Here is a 16468-nt window from a genome sequence, read left to right as displayed (position 1 = left end):
TCGTCGTCGCCTCCCGAGTGTAGACAGCCCCGGTGTCCGAGCAGGGGTCGGGAGGCGGCAGGCCGTCGACCGCGTGCCCGGGGCGCGGGGGATGGGAGAACGCCGGGAGGAGGAATGACCGTGCTCCGCTCGCGGTTGCCGCCCGGAGTGCGCCGCAGGTGCACGTGCCTCCCCCCTCAGGGCAGCCCCCTGAGACAGCTCCGTAGAAAGGCGATCCCGTGGATCCGTTCTCCCCCCTCACCGCCGGCGACCTCGACCTCCCCAACCGCATCGTCCTGGCACCGATGACGCGACTGCGCTCCGACGAGCAGGGCGTGCCCGGCGCGATCGTCGCCGAGTACTACGCCCAGCGCGCGAGCATGGGCCTGCTAATCAGCGAGGGCGTCTTCCCCAGCGCCGAGTCCAAGGGCTACGCCGGGCAGCCCGGCATCGAGACCGACGCGCAGGCCGCGGGCTGGCGCGCCGTCGCCGACGCCGTGCACGCCGCGGGCGGGCGCATCGTCATGCAGCTGATGAACGCGGGCCGCGTCTCGCACACCGAGATCACCGGCACCGACCGCATCGTCGCCCCGAGCGCCGTCGCCATCGACGGAGAGGTGCACACCCCCTCCGGCAAGAAGCCCTTCCCGGTGCCGCACGCGCTGACCACCGAGGAGCTGGCGACCGTCCGCGACGAGTTCGTCGCCGCCGCCCGCCGCGCGATCGACGCCGGCTTCGACGGAGTCGAGGTGCACGGCGCCAACGGCTACCTGCTGCACGAGTTCCTCTCGCCCGTCTCCAACGTGCGCACCGATCAGTACGGCGGGACCCCGGCCGAGCGCGCCGCGTTCCCGCTCGAGGTCACCCGCGCGATCGTCGACGAGGTCGGAGCGGGCCGCGTCGGCATCCGCCTCTCGCCGGCCCACAACATCCAGGACGTCGTCGAGACCGACGCCGACGACGTGCGCGCCACCTACGAGGCCGTCGTCGACGGGCTCGCCCCGCTCGGCCTGGCCTACCTCAGCGTCCTGCACGCCGAGCCCGCCGGCGAGCTGGTCCAGGACCTCCGCTCGCGCTTCAACGGCGTCTTCATCGCCAACAGCGGCTTCGGCTCGCCGACCAGCCGCGAGGAGGCGACCGAGCTGATCAGCGAGGGCCACGCCGACGCCGTGGCCGTCGGCCGCCCGGCGATCGCCAACCCCGACCTGGTCGAGCGCTGGCAGGGCGGGCACCCCGAGAACGAGGTCGTCCAGGAGACGGTCTACGGCGGAGGAGCCGAGGGCTACACCGACTACGAGCCCCTCTCGGCGTAATCGCGACTCACGCGGAAGGCCCGCTCCCTCGAGGGGGAGCGGGCCTTCCGCGTACCGGGGGATCAGCTCTCGCTGCCCCGGCTCTTCAGCTCGGACTCGATGCGGGCGTCCTGCTCGGGCGAGAGCTCGTGGTCCTCGTCCTCCGGGCCGGCCGTCTCGCCGACGCGGCCCTCGCCGAGGGCGTGGATCGAGGTGATCTCGTCCTCGAGCGCGGCGTCGCGGTCGTGCTCGCTCACGAGCCGGTCTCGATCTCCCCGGCGGAGACGGCCTCGGCGTACTTGCGGAGGTCCGGGCCGGGCTCGAAGTCGATGAAGCGATCCTTGAGGCGCGCGTTCAGCTCGGCGAACACGTCCTCCCAGGGCTCGCCCTTCTTGCTCGTCGCGAGGTCGAGCACCGCCTCGCGGAGGACCCTGTCCGAGTCCTCGAGGATCTTGTCGCGGGCTTCGTCGTTCCAGCGGATGTCCTGTGCGTCCATGCTCCGACCGTAGGCGCGGGGCCGGGACGCCCCAAGGACTTGCGGGCGGGGGGCGGGAGGCGTAGGAGCCCCCGCCGCTCCGCGCTCAGGAGAGCGCCGGCAGCACCTCGCGCTCGAACAGCTCGATGCCGGACCGGTCGTAGGCGGCCTCCGGGAAGTAGAGGATGCCGTAGTCCATCCCGCGCGACTGCATGCCGGCGAGCCGGTCGACGATCTGCGAGGGAGTGCCGACCGCGAGCGCGTCGGGGCTGCGGTACTCGGCGACGAAGGACGCCGCTCCCTCCGCGCCGAGGTACGGGACCACGCGCTCCTCGAGACGCTGCAGCGCCGCCTCGACCTCCGCCTCCGTCTCGCCGATCACGACGTTGTAGTTCGAGCTCCGGGTGATCGCCGAGAAGTCGGTGCCCAGGCGCTCGCAGTGCCCGCGGAGGACCGAGCTCTTGTGGTCGAACGCCTCCGGGGTCCCGGCGAAGTTCGTGTACTGCGCGTACTGGGCCGCGATCCGCAGCGTGACCTTCTCGCCGCCGCCGGCGACCCACAGCGGGATGCCGCCCTCCTGCAGGGGCAGCGGCCGGTTCTGCGCGCCGTCCACCTGGTAGTAGCGGCCGTCGAGGGTCGCGGACCCGGTCGTCCAGGCCTGCTGCAGGATCTGCACTCCCTCGTCGAGCCGGCCCAGCCGCTCGGCGATCGGCGGGAAGCCGTAGCCGTACGCGCGCCACTCGTGCTCGTACCAACCGCCGCCGATGCCCATCTCGACCCGCCCGCCCGAGACGATGTCGACGGTCGTCGCGACCTTGGCGAGGTAGGCGGGGTTCCGGTAGCCCATGCAGGTGCACATCTGGCCCAGCCGCACGCGCGACGTGGTGGCGCCGAACGCGCTCATCAGCGACCACGCCTCGTGCGTCGCCTCCTCCGTCACCTGCGGGACGGTGTGGAAGTGGTCGTAGACCCAGATCGACTCCCAGGCGCCGTCGTCGGCGTGCCGGGCGAGGTCGCTCATGGTGCGCCACTGGTCGGCGGCCGGGACGCCGACGAGGTCGTGGCGCCAGCCCTGGGGGATGAAGAGTCCGAATCGCATGCCGCCGACCCTAGGGCGGCCCGGCCCCCGAGGTCGAGGGGGTCGCGGTGCTCGCGTACGCTTCCGACCGATGCTGACCTTCACAGAGGATCTCGGACTCCCCGTCCTCGCGCTGATGATCCTCGCCGCCTTCGCGGCCGGCTGGATCGACGCGGTCGTGGGCGGCGGCGGACTCCTCCAGCTCCCCGCCCTGCTCCTCGTGCCGGGGATCTCGCCCGTGCAGGCGCTCGCCACGAACAAGCTGGCCTCGATCTTCGGCACGACCACCAGCGCGATCACCTACTACCGGCGCGCGAAGCCCGATCTGCGCACCGCACTGCCGATGGCGGCGGTCGCCCTCGCGGGCAGCTACGGAGGCGCGACGCTCGCCGGCCTCCTCCCGGCCGCGGTGTTCAAGCCGATCATCGTCGTCGCGCTGATCGTGGTCGCCGTCGTGACGATCGCCCGCCCGGCACTGGGCAGCGTCACGGTGCTCAAGCACGCGGGCCGGCGCCACCTCGTCACGGCGGCCGTGCTGGGACTCCTGATCGGCTTCTACGACGGCCTGATCGGACCGGGCACCGGGACCTTCCTGATCATCGCCCTGATCACCGCGCTGGGCTACGACTTCCTGCTCGCCAGCGCCAAGGCGAAGATCGTCAACGTCGCGACCAACCTCGGCGCCCTGCTCTACTTCGTGCCGGGCGGGCACGTGATCTGGCTGCTGGGCCTCCTGATGGGCGCCGCCAACGTGGCGGGCGCGTACCTCGGCTCGCGGATGGCCGTCGCTCGTGGCAGCCGCTTCATCCGGGTCGCGTTCCTCGTCGTGGTCGGCGCCCTCATCCTCAAGGTCGGCTCCGACGTGTGGACCGAGAACCTGGCGCCGCTGCTGCGCTAGCGCGGGCTGCGGGACCGAGCCGCGGAACGAGGACGGGACCCCCGCCGCAGCAAGGGGTCCCGTCCTCGTTCCGATCGCTCGGCGATCCGCTCCGCCGGCCTCAGCCGAAGGGGATCGAGCCGACCAGCACGCCGACGGCGAGCATGACCAGCGAGACGACGACCGCTCGCCACAGCACCTTGCGGTGGTGGTCGCCGAGGTTCACCGCGGCGAGGGAGACGAGCAGGAGGATCGCCGGGACCAGCGGGCTCTGGAGGTGCACCGGCTGCCCGGTGATCGAGGCGCGCGCCATCTCGACCGGCGAGATGCCGTAGTTCGCCGCGCTCTCGGAGAGCACGGGGAGGATGCCGTAGTAGAACGCGTCGTTCGACATGAAGAAGGTCATCGGGATGCTGAGCACGCCGGTGATCACGGCGAGGAACGGTCCGAGCGCCGGCGGGATCACCGCGACGACCCACTCCGCCATGGCGTCGACCATGCCGGTGCCGTTGAGGACGCCGATCAGCACGCCGGCCGCCAGCACCATCGACACGACGCCCACGATGCTCGGCGCGTGCTTGACGATCTCGGCCGCCTGGTCCTTCATCTTCGGGAAGTTGATCAGGAGGGCGACCGCGGAGCCGACCATGAACACGTAGGGCAGCGGCAGGATGTCGGCGACCAGCAGCGTCATCACCGCGAGGGTCAGGACCAGGTTCACCCAGATCAGCTTCGGGCGCAGCGTCTCGCGCTCGGGGTCGAGCATCGTGTCGGCCATCGCGGTGTCGGCGTCGTCGGCCTGCACGCGGGCGGCGACCGCCACCTGGGCTCCGCGCAGGGCCTGAGGGCCGCGGAGGAAGGAGAAGCGCTCCCGGGCGACGGTGCGGATGCCCCCGGTCAGGGCCGCGAGGCCGCCGGTGCGGGCGCCGCCCGAGCGGGAGGAGGAGCCGCGGCCGGCGCCGACGAGCTCCTGCTCGAGCATCGGCTCGGCCAGCGCGAGCGAGCCGAGGCGGCGGCGCTCGCCGAGCCCGAGGAACCAGGCGAAGACGAGCGTGACGGCCAGGCCCACCGCGAGCGACGGGAGCATCGGCACGAAGATCTCGCTCGGCGAGACCTGGAGGGCCGCGGCGGCGCGCACCGTCGGTCCGCCCCAGGGGACGATGTTGAGCGTGCCGTTGGCCAGGCCCGCGACGCAGGTCAGCACGACCGGGTTCATCCCCAGGCGCAGGTAGATCGGGAGCATCGCGGCGGTGGTGACGATGAAGGTGGTCGAGCCGTCGCCGTCGAGCGAGACCGCGCCGGCGAGCAGCGCCGTGCCGAGCACGACCTTCGCCGGGTCGTCGCCGAGCGCGCGGACGATGAAGCGGATCAGCGGGTCGAAGAGCCCGACGTCGATCATGATCCCGAAGTACATGATCGCGAACATCAGCAGCGCTGCCGTGGGCGCGAGGCTGCCGATCGCCTCGAGGACCATGTCGCCGATGCCGAGGCCGGCGCCCGCGAAGAGGCCGAAGATCGTCGGCACGACGATCAGGGCGACCATCGGCGTCAGCCGCTTGGTCATGATCAGGGCCATGAAGGCCAGGATCATGGTGAAACCGAGTACTACCAACACAGCTGACTCCTTCGTCCAGTGCCTCCGCCCGCGCTCGGCGGGAGAGCCGGCCGGGAGATGGTGGAAACCCTAGGCAGCTCCGTGTCCGGCGCCGGGGTATCGCTCATTACGGCGACATCTGCGCATAGTGTGGCTTCTGCGCATTCTGCGCACGACGACGGCGAGGAGGCCCCGATGCGCTTCGCGACCCACGTCCTGGTCCTGCAGCTCGCCACGGTGTCGGCCGCCGTGCTGGTCTGCGCCGGCCTCGTCACCGCGCTCAGCGTCCAGCAGCTGCGCGGCGAGGCGGAGGGGACGGCGCTCGCCATCGCCCGCACCGTCGCCGAGGACCCCGACGTGCAGGACGCGGTCGCCGCGTCCTCCGCGGTGCCCGGCGCGCCCGCCGCCTCGGAGCTGCGCGGCGGACCGCTCGAGGACGTCGCCGCCGCCGTCGAGCAGCGCACCGGCGCGCTCTTCGTCGTGATCACCGACGACCAGGGCATCCGCCTCGCCCACCCCGACGAGGACCGCCTCGGCGAGCGGGTCTCGACGAGCCCCGACGAGGCGCTCGCCGGGCGCGAGAGCGTCTCGTGGGGCACCGGCACGCTGGGCGAGTCGGCACGGGCCAAGGTCCCGGTCTTCGCCGCGGGGGAGCAGCGGGTCGTCGGGGAGGTCAGCATCGGCTTCGCGCGCTCCAGCGTCTTCACCGACCTGCCGACCGCGCTGCTCGGCGTCCTCGCCGCGGCGCTCGCCGGGCTGGTGCTCGCCGCCGTCGCCTCCGTCTTCATCCGCCGCCGCCTGCTGCGCCTGACGCTCGGCCTCGCTCCGGAGGAGCTCACCTCGCTCGTGCAGGACCAGGCCGCCGTGCTCGACGGGGTCGACGAGGGCGTGCTCGCGCTCGACCGCGACGGGCGCGTCGGCGTCTGCAATGCGCGGGCCGCCGCGATCCTCGGCTCCGACGATCCGACCGGGCGGGCGCTGCACGGGCGGCCGCTCGCGGAGCTCGACCTGCCCGTTCCGCTGGCCGACGCGATCGGCGCCGCGCTGGACTCCGTCGAGCCGCCCCGCCCCGGAGGCGAGGAGGGCTTCGTCGTCCGTTCCCGCATCGTCTACGTCGACATCCGCCGGGTGACCCGCGGCGACCGCGACCTGGGCGTGGTGGTGGTGCTGCGCGACCGCACCGACCTCGCCGCGCTGAGCCGGCGCCTCGACGCGGTCGGCGCGATGACCAACGCGCTCCGGGTGCAGCGGCACGAGTTCGCCAACCGCCTGCACGTGGTCGCGGGCCTGCTGGATGCGGGGCGGACCGCTTCGGCGCGCGACTACCTCGACGAGGTGCTGACCCGCGGCCCGCTCAAGTACCCGGTGCAGCACGCCGACCGGCTGCAGGAGCCGTACCTCCAGGCGCTCGTCGGCGCGAAGGGGATCGAGGCGGCCGAGCGCGGCGTGCTGCTGACGCTCGGTGAGGAGACGCTGGTGCGCGGCACCGTCGTCGAGCCGGAGGACGTCGCCACGGTGGTCGGGAACCTGGTCGACAACGCGGTGCGCGCGGCGGTCGAGGGGCGTCGGGACGTGCGCTTCGTCGAGGTCGAGCTGCTCGACGACGGCGACGCGCTCTTCGTGACGGTCGCCGACTCCGGCGACGGAGTGCTCGATCCGGACTCGCTGTTCGACCGGGCCGGCGCGGGCGACCCCGTCGAGGACGACGGACGCGTGCACGGTCGGGGCTTCGGCCTGCCGCTGTGCCGTGAGGTGGCCGCCCGCCGCGGCGGCGAGGTCTGGCTGGCGGACGCCGGCGGAGCGGAGTCGGGGGCCGTGCTGTGCGCGCGCCTCCCCGGAGCGGTGCTGCCGCCGGAGCAGGACGGGGACGGGTCATGAGCGCGGACACGGCGCGGGAGCGCACGGTGCTGGTGGTGGACGACGACTTCCGGGTCGCGCAGCTGCACGCGGATCTGGTCGAGGCGCGGCAGGGGCTGACGGCCCTTCCTCCGGTGCACACGGCGCGCGCGGCGCGGGCGGCCGTCGCCGAGCACGCGCCCGATCTGCTCCTGCTCGACGTGCACCTGCCGGATCAGAGCGGGATCGCGCTGCTCCGCGAGCTCGACACCGACGCGTTCGTCGTGAGCGCCGCCTCCGACGGGGCGACGGTGCGGCGCGCCCTGCACGCGGGGGCGCTCGGGTACCTCATCAAGCCGTTCGAGGCGCGCCTGCTCGGCGAGCGCCTCGACGCGTACGTGCGGTTCCGGAACGTGCTGCGGGAGGACCGCGCGGCCGATCAGGAGGCGGTGGAGCGGGCCCTGCGCATCCTGCACTCGGGCGACGCGACCGCCGCGCAGCCCTCGCGCTCGGCGACCGAGCAGCTCGTCCTGGCGCGCCTGGCCGAGTCGGGCGCCGAGCTGTCGGCCCTCGAGGTGGCCGAGCGCGCCGGCATCTCGCGCGCCACCGCCCAGCGCTACCTCTCGGGTCTCGCGGGCCGCGGCCTCGTCGAGATGACCCTCAGCTACGGCACCACCGGCCGCCCGGAGCACCGCTACCGCGCCCGCTGACCCTCCGCGAGCGGAGTCCGCGCTCGAGCCGGCGGGGCGTTCTCGGCGGTCGGGACCCGCTCTCAGGGGCCCGACCGCCAGTGGGAGCCGACCGCGGTGCGCAGCCCGCGGCGCACGAAACGGCCCGTCGAACAGGCGATCCGCGTGTCAGCGGCTCGTCGTAGGCGGTCGGGACCCGCTCTCGGGAACTCGACCGCCTAGGAGAGCCGACCGCTGTGCGCCGCTTCGCGGCGCACGAGACGACTCAGTGCGTCGCGTCGATGTCCGCGCCCGCGGCCTCGGCCACGCGGCGGCGCTCGGCGGCCTCGGCGGCCATGCGGCGGCCCTTGGGGCTGACGAGGGAGGCGATCACCGTGATCACGAGGACGCCGATGATGACCGAGAGCGACAGTCCGGTGCCGATCTCGAAGACCTCCACGTGCTCGCCGTTGTTGATGAACGGCAGGTTGTTCTCGTGGAGCGCGTGCAGGATCAGCTTCACGCCGATGAAGGCGAGGATCGCGGCGAGGCCGATGCTGAGGTAGACGAGGCGGTCGAGCAGGCCGTCGATGAGGAAGTACAGCTGGCGCAGGCCCAGAAGCGAGAACGCGGTCGCCGTGAAGACGAGGTACACGTCGCTGGTGAGGCCGAAGATCGCCGGCACGCTGTCGAGGGCGAACAGGATGTCCGTTCCGCCGATCGCCGCCATGACGAGGATCATCGGCGTGAGGACCTTCTTGCCGTCGATGTGCGTGTAGAACTTGTCGCCGTCGTACTGGTCGCTCGTCTTGAAGATCCGCTTGGCCAGGCGCACCATCACGTTGTCGCTGGAGTGGTCGTCTCCCGGCTTGACCAGGTTGAACGCGGTCAGCAGCAGGATCAGGCCGAAGATGTAGAAGACCCAGGCGAACGAGTTGATCAGTGCGGCGCCGAGGAAGATGAAGCCGGTGCGGGCGATCAGTGCGAAGACGATTCCGAAGAGGAGCACCTTCTGCTGGTCGGCGCGGGGCACCTTGAAGCTCGCCATGATGATGAGGAAGACGAACAGGTTGTCGACCGAGAGGGCCTTCTCGGTGATGTACCCCGCGAAGTACTCCGATCCGGGCGTCGCTCCGCCGAAGACGAGGACGCCGAGCCCGAAGAGCACGGCGATGCCGACGTAGAGCGCCGACCAGATCGACGACTCCTTCAGCGTGGGCTCGTGGGCCTTCCGGACGTGGAAGAAGAAGTCGAAGAGCAGGAGCAGGACGATGAAGACGATCGTCAGGGTCCAGATCAGGGGCGATACGGTCATGAAGGGGCTGGCCTCGCTCGTGAAGGGGGGTCGGGGGACGGTCGCGGGGGTCGCTCGTCAAGGGAAAAGGTAGCGAGGCACCGTGGCGAGCAGGGCGCCCGCCGATGGATCGTGAGTATCTTCTCAGTTCTCAGCGCGCCCCTCGCGCCCAGCGGCCGGAGCGCCACACTGGTCACCATGACCGGCGCCGCTGTCGACAGGACCTTCCAGGACGCCTCCGGCGTCGTCATCCACTACCGCTGGTGGCCGCACCCCTCGCCCCGCGCGATCGTGCAGCTGGCCCACGGGGTCGGCGAGCACTCGGGGCGCTACGTCGAGCTGGCGGAGGCGCTGGTCGCCGCCGGGTACGCGGTCGCGGCGGACGACCACCGCGGGCACGGCCGGACCGGCCTCGAGCAGCACGGCGGCGACTCCTCCCGGCTCGGACTGCTGGGGCCGGGCGGCCTGCGCGCGACCGAGGCGGCGATCCTCCGGCTGACGGAGCTGCTCGCGGAGGAGAGCCCGGGAGTGCCGATCGTGCTGCTCGGCCACTCCTGGGGGTCGCTCATGGCGCAGCGGATCGTCGACCACCACTCCGGCGCCTATGCCGCGCTCGTGCTGAGCGGCACGGCCTACCGCCTCCCGGGGCACATGAACGCGGGCGACCTGGCGAAGCGGCACCGCGTCGCCGGCGGCCTCGGCCTCGAGTGGCTCTCCCGCGACCCGGAGGTCTGGCAGCGGTTCCACGACGACCCCCTCACCTTCACCACGCCGCTCGCGAAGCGGATCGGGCTGGTCGAGACCCTGCGGCTGGTCGGCCGCCCGAAGCGCGGGCCCGAGCATCCACTGCCCCTGCTGCTGGTCGTGGGCGCCGACGACACCCTCGGCGGCGAGCGGTCGGTGCGCGCGCTCGCCCAGGCCTACCGGCGGCGGGCCGGGTACACGGACGTCTCGGTGCGGGTGTACCCGGAGGCGCGGCACGAGCTGTTCCAGGAGCTCAACCGGGCCGAGGTCACGGCCGATCTCGTGGAGTGGCTGGGCGAGCGCTTCCCCACCCCGGCTCGCGCCTAGGCTGGCGTCATGCATGGCGAGTACAAGGTCCCCGGCGGAAAGCTCGTGGTCGTCGACCTCGACGTGGTCGACGGGAGGTTCGCCGGGTTCCGCCTGGCGGGCGACTTCTTCCTCGAGCCCGACACGGCCCTCGACGACATCGACCGCGCGGTCGTGGGCCTCCCGGCCGAGACGGACGCGAAGTCCATCGCCGCCGCCATCCGGCAGGCGCTCCCGGCCGACGCGGTCCTGCTCGGCTTCACGCCCGAGGCCGTCGCGGTCGCCATCCGCCGCTCGCTGCAGAAGGCGACCAGCTGGCGCGACTACGACTGGCGCATCGTGCACGACCGGGCCGTCCCTCCCGCGACCCACCTGGCGCTCGACGAGGTGCTGACCGCCGCGGTCGGCGAGGGCCGCCGGGAGCCGACGCTGCGGATCTGGGAGTGGGACCAGCCCGCCGTCGTCATCGGCAGCTTCCAGTCGCTCCGCAACGAGGTCGACCTCGACAACGCGGCGAAGTACGGCGTCGACGTGGTCCGCCGCATCTCGGGCGGCGGCGCGATGTTCATGGAGGCGGGCAGCGTCGTCACGTACTCGCTCTACGTCCCCGGCGACCTCGTCCAGGGGCTGACCTTCGCCGACTCCTACGCCTTCCTCGACGAGTGGGCCGTCAGCGCGCTGCAGTCGCTCGGGATCGACGCGGTCTACCAGCCGCTCAACGACATCACCTCGCCCTCGGGCAAGATCGGCGGCGCCGCGCAGAAGCGCCTGGGCTCCGGCGCCGTCCTCCACCACGTGACCATGAGCTACGACATCGACGCCGAGAAGATGGTGCAGGTGCTGCGGATCGGCCGCGAGAAGCTCTCGGACAAGGGCATCGCCTCCGCCGTGAAGCGCGTCGACCCGCTGCGCAGCCAGACCGGGCTCAGCCGAGCCGAGATCATCGAGCGGATGAAGGCGACCTTCGTGCAGCTGCACGGCGGCGAGGCGGGGACGCTGACCGAGGAGGAGTACGCGGCGGCGGAGGAGCTGGTGCGGACGAAGTACTCGACTCCGGAGTGGCTGCGGCGCGTCCCCTGACCGGCGGGTCCGGGGCGGCGGTCGCCGGCGCGTGGACCCGGAGCGGAACGCGGCGGACCGGTCCGGCGGGCGCCCCTCAGCTCGCGAGGAGCTCCTGGTAGTCCGGGTGCTCGGCGATGAACTCGGCGACGAACGGGCAGGCCGGGACGATGCGCCCGCCGAAGCGCTCGTGCGCGTCGTCGAGGGCCGCCTCGACGAGGGTCTCGCCGAGGCCATCGTGGCGGTGCTCGGGCGCGATCTCGGTGTGGAGGAAGACCACGTCGCGGCCGCGGACGGCGTAGTCCGCGACTCCGACGGTCTCGCCGTCGAGCCAGAGCGTGTAGCGGGACGAGTCCTCGTCGTGGCGCACCTCGGAGATCATCGCGCCACTCTACGCCGGAGCCTCCCCGGCATCCGTCGAGCGCGGGCGCGAGGCGCGGAGCGTGTCGCCGGGCTCGCGCGCACTGGCACAATTGCCGGGTGCCCAGGACGATCCAGATCGCGGACGGCGTCCCGGAGTCGCGGAGCGCGGTGTTCCACGCCGACAACCTCGAGGTCCTGCCGCAGCTGGCCGACGGCGCTTTCACCGTCGTCTACCTCGACCCGCCGTTCAACACGGGCCGGGCGCAGGTGCGCACCTCGACCACCTCGGTGCGCTCCACCACCGGCACGATCGCCGGCTTCAAGGGGCGCAGCTACGAGCGGATCCGCGGCGACCTGCTCCGCTACGACGACCGCTTCGACGACTACTGGTCGTTCCTCGAGCCGCGTCTGGCCGAGGCGTGGCGGCTCCTCGCCGACGACGGCACCCTCTACCTCCACCTCGACTACCGCGAGGCGCACTACGCGAAGGTGCTGCTCGACGCGCTCTTCGGCCGCGAGTGCTTCCTCAACGAGATCATCTGGGCCTACGACTACGGAGCGAAGGCCACGCGCCGCTGGCCGACCAAGCACGACACGATCCTCGTCTACGTGAAGGACCCGCGCGGCTACCACTTCGACTCCGCCGCCGTGGACCGCGAGCCGTACATGGCCCCGGGCCTGGTGACCCCCGAGAAGGCCGAGCGCGGCAAGCGGCCGACCGACGTGTGGTGGCACACGATCGTCTCGCCGACAGGCCGCGAGAAGACCGGTTACCCGACGCAGAAGCCGGAGGGGATCCTCCGCCGCATCGTGCAGGCGTCCAGCCGCGAGGGCGACGCCGTCCTCGACTTCTTCGCCGGTTCCGGCACGACCGGCGCCGTCGCGCACGCTCTCGGCCGCCGCTTCGTCCTCGTCGACGAGCACGCCGACGCGGTCGCCGTCATGCGCCGACGCTTCGCCGCCCTCGACCCGGCGCCGCTCTTCCTCTGACGCGGGCCCTCTCGACTCCTCAGACGTCGCCGTCCTCGCTCGCCACCCCCGCGACTCCTGCGCACCGGCCGGCTCCCACTGTCCAGGAGTCGTCGCAGTCGAGTTCGGTCGCTCCCACTGTCCAGAAGGTGTCGCACTCGACATCGATCGCTCCGACTGTCCAGGAGTTGTCGCACTCGACGCCGACTGCGACAACTCCTGGACAGTCGTGGTGGGAGGCGCGCCTCCCCAGGTGCGGGATCAGGGGTTCGTCCACAGAATGCGGATCGCGGGAGACGGACGAGGATCACGGACCGCCAGAATCGCGGCATGTCCAGCACCGACCTCGGAGCCTTCACCCGGCGAGCGGCACTCCGCGCAGGGGTGACGGACGCCCGACTGCGCACTCCCGCCCTGGCCAGCCCCTTCCACGGAGTGCGCACCCGGGTGGCGCCCGTGACGCACCTGGAACGAGCCGCCGCCTACCTGCCGTGGCTGCGGCCCTGGCAGCTCTTCTCCCACCTGACCGCGGCCGAAGCCTGGGGAGTGCCGCTCCCGGCGCGACCTGGCGAGGACGATCCGATCCACGTGGCGGCGACGACGCCGCACCGGCCACCCAGGACCCGGGGCGTGATCGGCCACACCCTCACGGAGACGGACAGGGTCGAGCGGCACGGCCTGCCGGTGACGGGAGCGGTGTCGACGTGGATCGCGCTCGCGCCACTGCTGTCCGCCCGCGATCTCCTCGCGGCGACGGACCACCTCCTGTTCGAGCCGCGCTACCCGCGCCGGGACGATCCGCGTCCCCATGTCCGGCTTCACGAGCTGCAGGACCGCCTGGCCTCCCATCGGGGCCGGGGCCGACGCGGCCTGGCTGAGGCTCTGCGGCTGGCATCGACCGGAGCCGCCTGGCGGAGGGAGACCTGGCTCCGCGCTCTCGTCGAGGAGGCGGGACTGCCCGCGCCCGACGTGAACGCCGAGATCAGGATCGGCGGCCGACTGCTCGCGGTCGGCGATCTGGTCTTCGAACGGTGGAAGAAGGTGGCGGAGTACGACGGCGGCCAGCACCGGACGGACGACGCGCAGTTCTCACGCGATCGTGAACGGCTCCTGGCCCTGCACCTCGCAGGCTGGATCGTCGTGGTCGTCCGCGCGGAGGGTCTGACCCGGGGCAGGGCGCGCACGATCGCCGAGCTCCGTGCCGCTCTCGTGGCCCACGGCTGGCGACCGTGACGCACCCCGTCGACGGATCGACCCGCTCGTCCATCCCCGCCCCGCCGCCCGCGTCCGCCCCACCGTCCGGATCCGCCCGCCGGTCCGCATCCGATCGAGCACGCGGAGCCCTCCGACTGTCCAGGAGTTGTCGCACTCGGCGTCGACTGCGACGACTCCTGGACAGTCGCGGGCCGGGGTCAGCTGCTGGCGCGGACGACCAGCGACGTCGGCATCAGCGTGCGTTGCTCTACGGGGAGCCCCTCGATGCGGGCGGTCAGCAGCTCCACCATGCGGGCGCCGAGCTCGTCGGGGAGCTGGCGCACCGTGGTCAGCGCGGGGACGGCGTTCCGCGCGAAGAGATCGTCGTCGAAGCCCACGACGGACACGTCCTCGGGGATCCGGCGGCCGGCCTCGCGGAGGGCGGCGTAGGCGCCGACCGCCATCTGGTCGTTCGCGGCGAAGACGCCGTCCAGGTCGGGGGCGCGGGCGAGGAGGCGGCGCATCGCCTCGGTGCCGCTGGCCGGCGAGAAGTCTCCCCACTCGACGAGGTCGTCGGCGAGGCCGGCGTCGGTGAGTGCGCCGCGCCAGCCGATCAGGCGGTCGACGCCCGGCGGCATGTCTGCGGGGCCCGCGATGGTGGCGATCCGGCGCCGGCCGCGCTCGATCAGGTGCGCGGTGGCGACGGCCGCCCCTTCCGTGTTGTCCACGTCGACGAAGTAGGAGCCGCGCTCGTCCGGCGAGAGCGGCCGGCCGCCGAAGACGATCGGCAGCGTGCCCGAGAGCGCCGCGTAGGAGTGGTCGCCCGAGTGGTGCGAGACCACGAGCGCACCGTCGACGTTGCCGCCGAGCAGGTACCGCCGCGTCTTCTCGCCGTCCGTCTCGGACGCGATCAGCATCGAGAGCGTGTAGTCCGTGTCGGCCAGGCGCATCGCGGCGCCCTGCACGATCGAGGCGAAGAACGGGTCCGCGAAGACGCGCGCGGTCGACTCCGGCACGATCAGCGCGATCGACTGCGTGCGCCGCGAGGCGAGCATCCGCGCCGCGTGATTGGGCACGTAGTCGAGCTCGCCGATCGCCTTCTCGACGGCGGCCACGATCTCGGCCGCCACCTGCGGGGCTCCGTTGACCACCCGCGAGACCGTCGCGCGCGAGACTCCGGCCCGCGCCGCGACCATCTCGAGGGTGGGGGAGCGGCCCCCGCCGCGGACGCCCGTCGGCTCGCTCACGGGTCAGTCCAGGATCGCCGCGGCGCTGCCGCCGAGCAGTCGGGAGTAGACCAGGCCCGAGTCCTTCACGATCCGCTCCTGCGTGTCGTAGTCGACGCGCACGATGCCGAAGCGCTTCTCGTAGCCCCAGGCCCACTCGTAGTTGTCGAGGAGGGACCACACGAAGTAGCCGCGGACGTCGGCGCCCTGGTCGATCGCGTCGGCGACCTTCTCGACGTGGTCGAGCACGTACTGCGTGCGATCCGGGTCGTGCACGCGGCCGTCCTCGACGACGTCGTCGTAGGCGGCGCCGTTCTCGGTCACGTAGAGCGGAGGGAGGTTCTCGTACTCCAGGCCCAGGCGGGTCAGCAGGTAGCGCAGCCCGTCGGGGTTCACCTCCCAGTCCATCGCGGTGCGCGGCAGCCCGCGCGACGGGAAGGTGATGAACTCGGAGCCGACCCAGGGGGAGCCGACCTCGCGGTCGGTCGCCTGGGCGAAGTCGTCGGCTCCGGCCGGCAGCGGATGCGCCGAGACGTTGTCGTCGTGGTAGTGGTTCACGCCGAGGAAGTCGAGCGGGAGCGAGATGAGATCGAGGTCGCCGTCGACGATCAGCTCGTCGAGTCCGAGCCCGGCGACGTCCTCGAGCAGGTCCCCGGGGTACTCGCCGCGCAGCAGCGGGTCGAGGAAGATCCGGTTCTGGAGGGCGTCGAAGCGGCGTGCGGCGTCGAGGTCGGCCTCGTCCTCGGGGTCGTCGGGGACGGCGTTCGAGAGGTTGAGCGTGATGCCGAGGTTCTGCGCTCCGAGCTGCCGGAGCGTCGAGACGGCCAGCCCGTGGGCGAGGTGCGTGTGGTGCACGGCGGCGAGGGCCTTCTGCTGCGAGATCACGCCGGGGGCGTGCACGCCCGCCCCGTAGGAGAGCAGGGTCGAGCAGAACGGCTCGTTGAACGTCGTCCAGTGCTGCACCCGGTCGCCGAGGCTCTCGTAGACGGCCTCGGCGTAGTCCCGGAATCGCTCGGCGGTGTCGCGGTTCGCCCAGCCGCCGGTCTCCTCGACGGCCTGCGGGAGGTCCCAGTGGTAGAGGGTGAGCCACGGCAGCACGCCGGCGCCGAGCAGCTCGTCGACCAGGCGGGAGTAGAAGTCGAGGCCCTCGGGGTTCACGGCGCGGTCGCCCGGCTTCACGCGCGCCCAGCTGACCGAGAAGCGGTAGGAGCCGAGCCCCAGCTCCTTCATCAGCCGCACGTCCGCGGGCATCCGGTGGTAGTGGTCCACCGCGACCTCGGGGGTGTCGCCCTTCGCGACCGCTCCGGGGACGCGGGAGAAGGCGTCCCAGATGCTGTCCTCCTTGCCGCCCTCGTGGCCGGCGCCCTCGATCTGGGCGGCGGCGGTCGCGGATCCCCAGAGGAAGCCGGCGGGCCAGTCGCGGACGGCGAGCCGGTCGGCGCGGGCGACCTGCTCCGAGAGGCCGGCCGCCGGATCCCCGAGGACGTGTCCGTCGTGGGCTTCGACGACGATCT

Annotated in this window: 16 protein-coding genes; 8 read left to right on the top strand and 8 right to left on the bottom strand. The window is 72.4% G+C overall.

What is annotated here, in order from left to right; genetic code table 11:
* Nucleotides 1-218 precede the first annotated feature (218 nt).
* Nucleotides 219-1292 (top strand): alkene reductase, encoded by a 1074-nt coding sequence (locus C5C36_RS13055; protein WP_104309859.1) that lies wholly within the window; start codon nt 219-221, stop codon nt 1290-1292.
* A 62-nt stretch (nt 1293-1354) separates the two neighbouring features.
* Here the strand turns inward: C5C36_RS13055 and C5C36_RS17675 are convergent, their stop codons facing one another.
* From C5C36_RS17675 to C5C36_RS13045, 3 genes are all read right to left on the bottom strand, one after another.
* Nucleotides 1355-1528 carry a hypothetical protein gene (locus tag C5C36_RS17675; RefSeq protein ID WP_160035225.1) on the bottom strand — a complete coding sequence of 58 codons (174 nt, stop codon included), beginning with the start codon at nt 1526-1528 and terminating at the stop codon, nt 1355-1357.
* Nucleotides 1525-1767 carry a hypothetical protein gene (locus C5C36_RS13050; protein WP_068251275.1) on the bottom strand — a complete coding sequence of 81 codons (243 nt, stop codon included), beginning with the start codon at nt 1765-1767 and terminating at the stop codon, nt 1525-1527. The genes C5C36_RS17675 and C5C36_RS13050 overlap by 4 nt, the downstream gene beginning before the upstream one ends.
* An 85-nt stretch (nt 1768-1852) precedes the next feature.
* Nucleotides 1853-2845, bottom strand: a complete 993-nt coding sequence (locus C5C36_RS13045) for an LLM class F420-dependent oxidoreductase (protein ID WP_104309858.1) — start codon at nt 2843-2845, stop codon at nt 1853-1855.
* 70 nt (nt 2846-2915) lie between these two features.
* Here C5C36_RS13045 and C5C36_RS13040 point away from each other — a divergent pair, with 70 nt between their 5' ends.
* Nucleotides 2916-3722: a TSUP family transporter gene (locus C5C36_RS13040; RefSeq protein ID WP_104223862.1), complete on the top strand. Its 807-nt coding sequence runs from the start codon at nt 2916-2918 to the stop codon at nt 3720-3722.
* Nucleotides 3723-3822: 100 nt separating this feature from the next.
* Here C5C36_RS13040 and C5C36_RS13035 read toward each other — a convergent pair whose 3' ends face one another.
* Nucleotides 3823-5292, bottom strand: coding sequence for a CitMHS family transporter (locus C5C36_RS13035; RefSeq protein WP_104233156.1), 1470 nt, complete (start codon nt 5290-5292; stop codon nt 3823-3825).
* 198 nt (nt 5293-5490) lie between these two features.
* Here C5C36_RS13035 and C5C36_RS13030 point away from each other — a divergent pair, with 198 nt between their 5' ends.
* Together C5C36_RS13030 and C5C36_RS13025 are read left to right on the top strand one after the other, a co-directional pair.
* Nucleotides 5491-7173: a sensor histidine kinase gene (locus tag C5C36_RS13030; RefSeq protein ID WP_104297829.1), complete on the top strand. Its 1683-nt coding sequence runs from the start codon at nt 5491-5493 to the stop codon at nt 7171-7173.
* Nucleotides 7170-7841, top strand: coding sequence for a response regulator (locus tag C5C36_RS13025; protein WP_104223865.1), 672 nt, complete (start codon nt 7170-7172; stop codon nt 7839-7841). The genes C5C36_RS13030 and C5C36_RS13025 overlap by 4 nt, the downstream gene beginning before the upstream one ends.
* 244 nt (nt 7842-8085) lie before the next feature.
* On the opposite strand, the gene C5C36_RS13020 is transcribed toward C5C36_RS13025, so the two are convergent.
* Nucleotides 8086-9114 carry a TerC family protein gene (locus tag C5C36_RS13020; protein ID WP_104246859.1) on the bottom strand — a complete coding sequence of 343 codons (1029 nt, stop codon included), beginning with the start codon at nt 9112-9114 and terminating at the stop codon, nt 8086-8088.
* A 177-nt stretch (nt 9115-9291) separates the two neighbouring features.
* Here C5C36_RS13020 and C5C36_RS13015 point away from each other — a divergent pair, with 177 nt between their 5' ends.
* A complete protein-coding gene (locus C5C36_RS13015) occupies nt 9292-10164 on the top strand; it encodes an alpha/beta fold hydrolase (protein WP_104309857.1) in 873 nt (290 codons plus the stop codon).
* Between the two features lie 9 nt (nt 10165-10173).
* A complete protein-coding gene (locus C5C36_RS13010; RefSeq protein WP_104225162.1) occupies nt 10174-11223 on the top strand; it encodes a biotin/lipoate A/B protein ligase family protein in 1050 nt (349 codons plus the stop codon).
* Nucleotides 11224-11299: 76 nt separating this feature from the next.
* Here C5C36_RS13010 and C5C36_RS13005 read toward each other — a convergent pair whose 3' ends face one another.
* Nucleotides 11300-11584 carry a GNAT family N-acetyltransferase gene (locus C5C36_RS13005; RefSeq protein ID WP_104309856.1) on the bottom strand — a complete coding sequence of 95 codons (285 nt, stop codon included), beginning with the start codon at nt 11582-11584 and terminating at the stop codon, nt 11300-11302.
* Between the two features lie 98 nt (nt 11585-11682).
* Between C5C36_RS13005 and C5C36_RS13000 the strand changes: the two genes are divergently transcribed.
* Complete coding sequence (locus C5C36_RS13000) at nt 11683-12555, top strand: site-specific DNA-methyltransferase (protein WP_104225160.1); 873 nt, start codon at nt 11683-11685, stop codon at nt 12553-12555.
* Between the two features lie 309 nt (nt 12556-12864).
* Nucleotides 12865-13767: a hypothetical protein gene (locus C5C36_RS12995; protein ID WP_104309855.1), complete on the top strand. Its 903-nt coding sequence runs from the start codon at nt 12865-12867 to the stop codon at nt 13765-13767.
* 179 nt (nt 13768-13946) lie between these two features.
* Here C5C36_RS12995 and C5C36_RS12990 read toward each other — a convergent pair whose 3' ends face one another.
* Together C5C36_RS12990 and C5C36_RS12985 are read right to left on the bottom strand one after the other, a co-directional pair.
* Nucleotides 13947-14924, bottom strand: a complete 978-nt coding sequence (locus tag C5C36_RS12990) for a LacI family DNA-binding transcriptional regulator (protein ID WP_104309874.1) — start codon at nt 14922-14924, stop codon at nt 13947-13949.
* A gap of 54 nt (nt 14925-14978) precedes the next feature.
* Nucleotides 14979-16325, bottom strand: coding sequence for a GH1 family beta-glucosidase (locus C5C36_RS12985; RefSeq protein WP_258072301.1), 1347 nt, complete (start codon nt 16323-16325; stop codon nt 14979-14981).
* Nucleotides 16326-16468 lie beyond the last annotated feature (143 nt).

Origin of the sequence: Rathayibacter sp. AY1G1, from assembly GCF_002932095.1 — a bacterium.
In the GTDB taxonomy this organism is placed as follows: Bacteria; Actinomycetota; Actinomycetes; order Actinomycetales; family Microbacteriaceae; genus Rathayibacter.
This window is presented reverse-complemented; position numbering and strand designations above follow the sequence as displayed.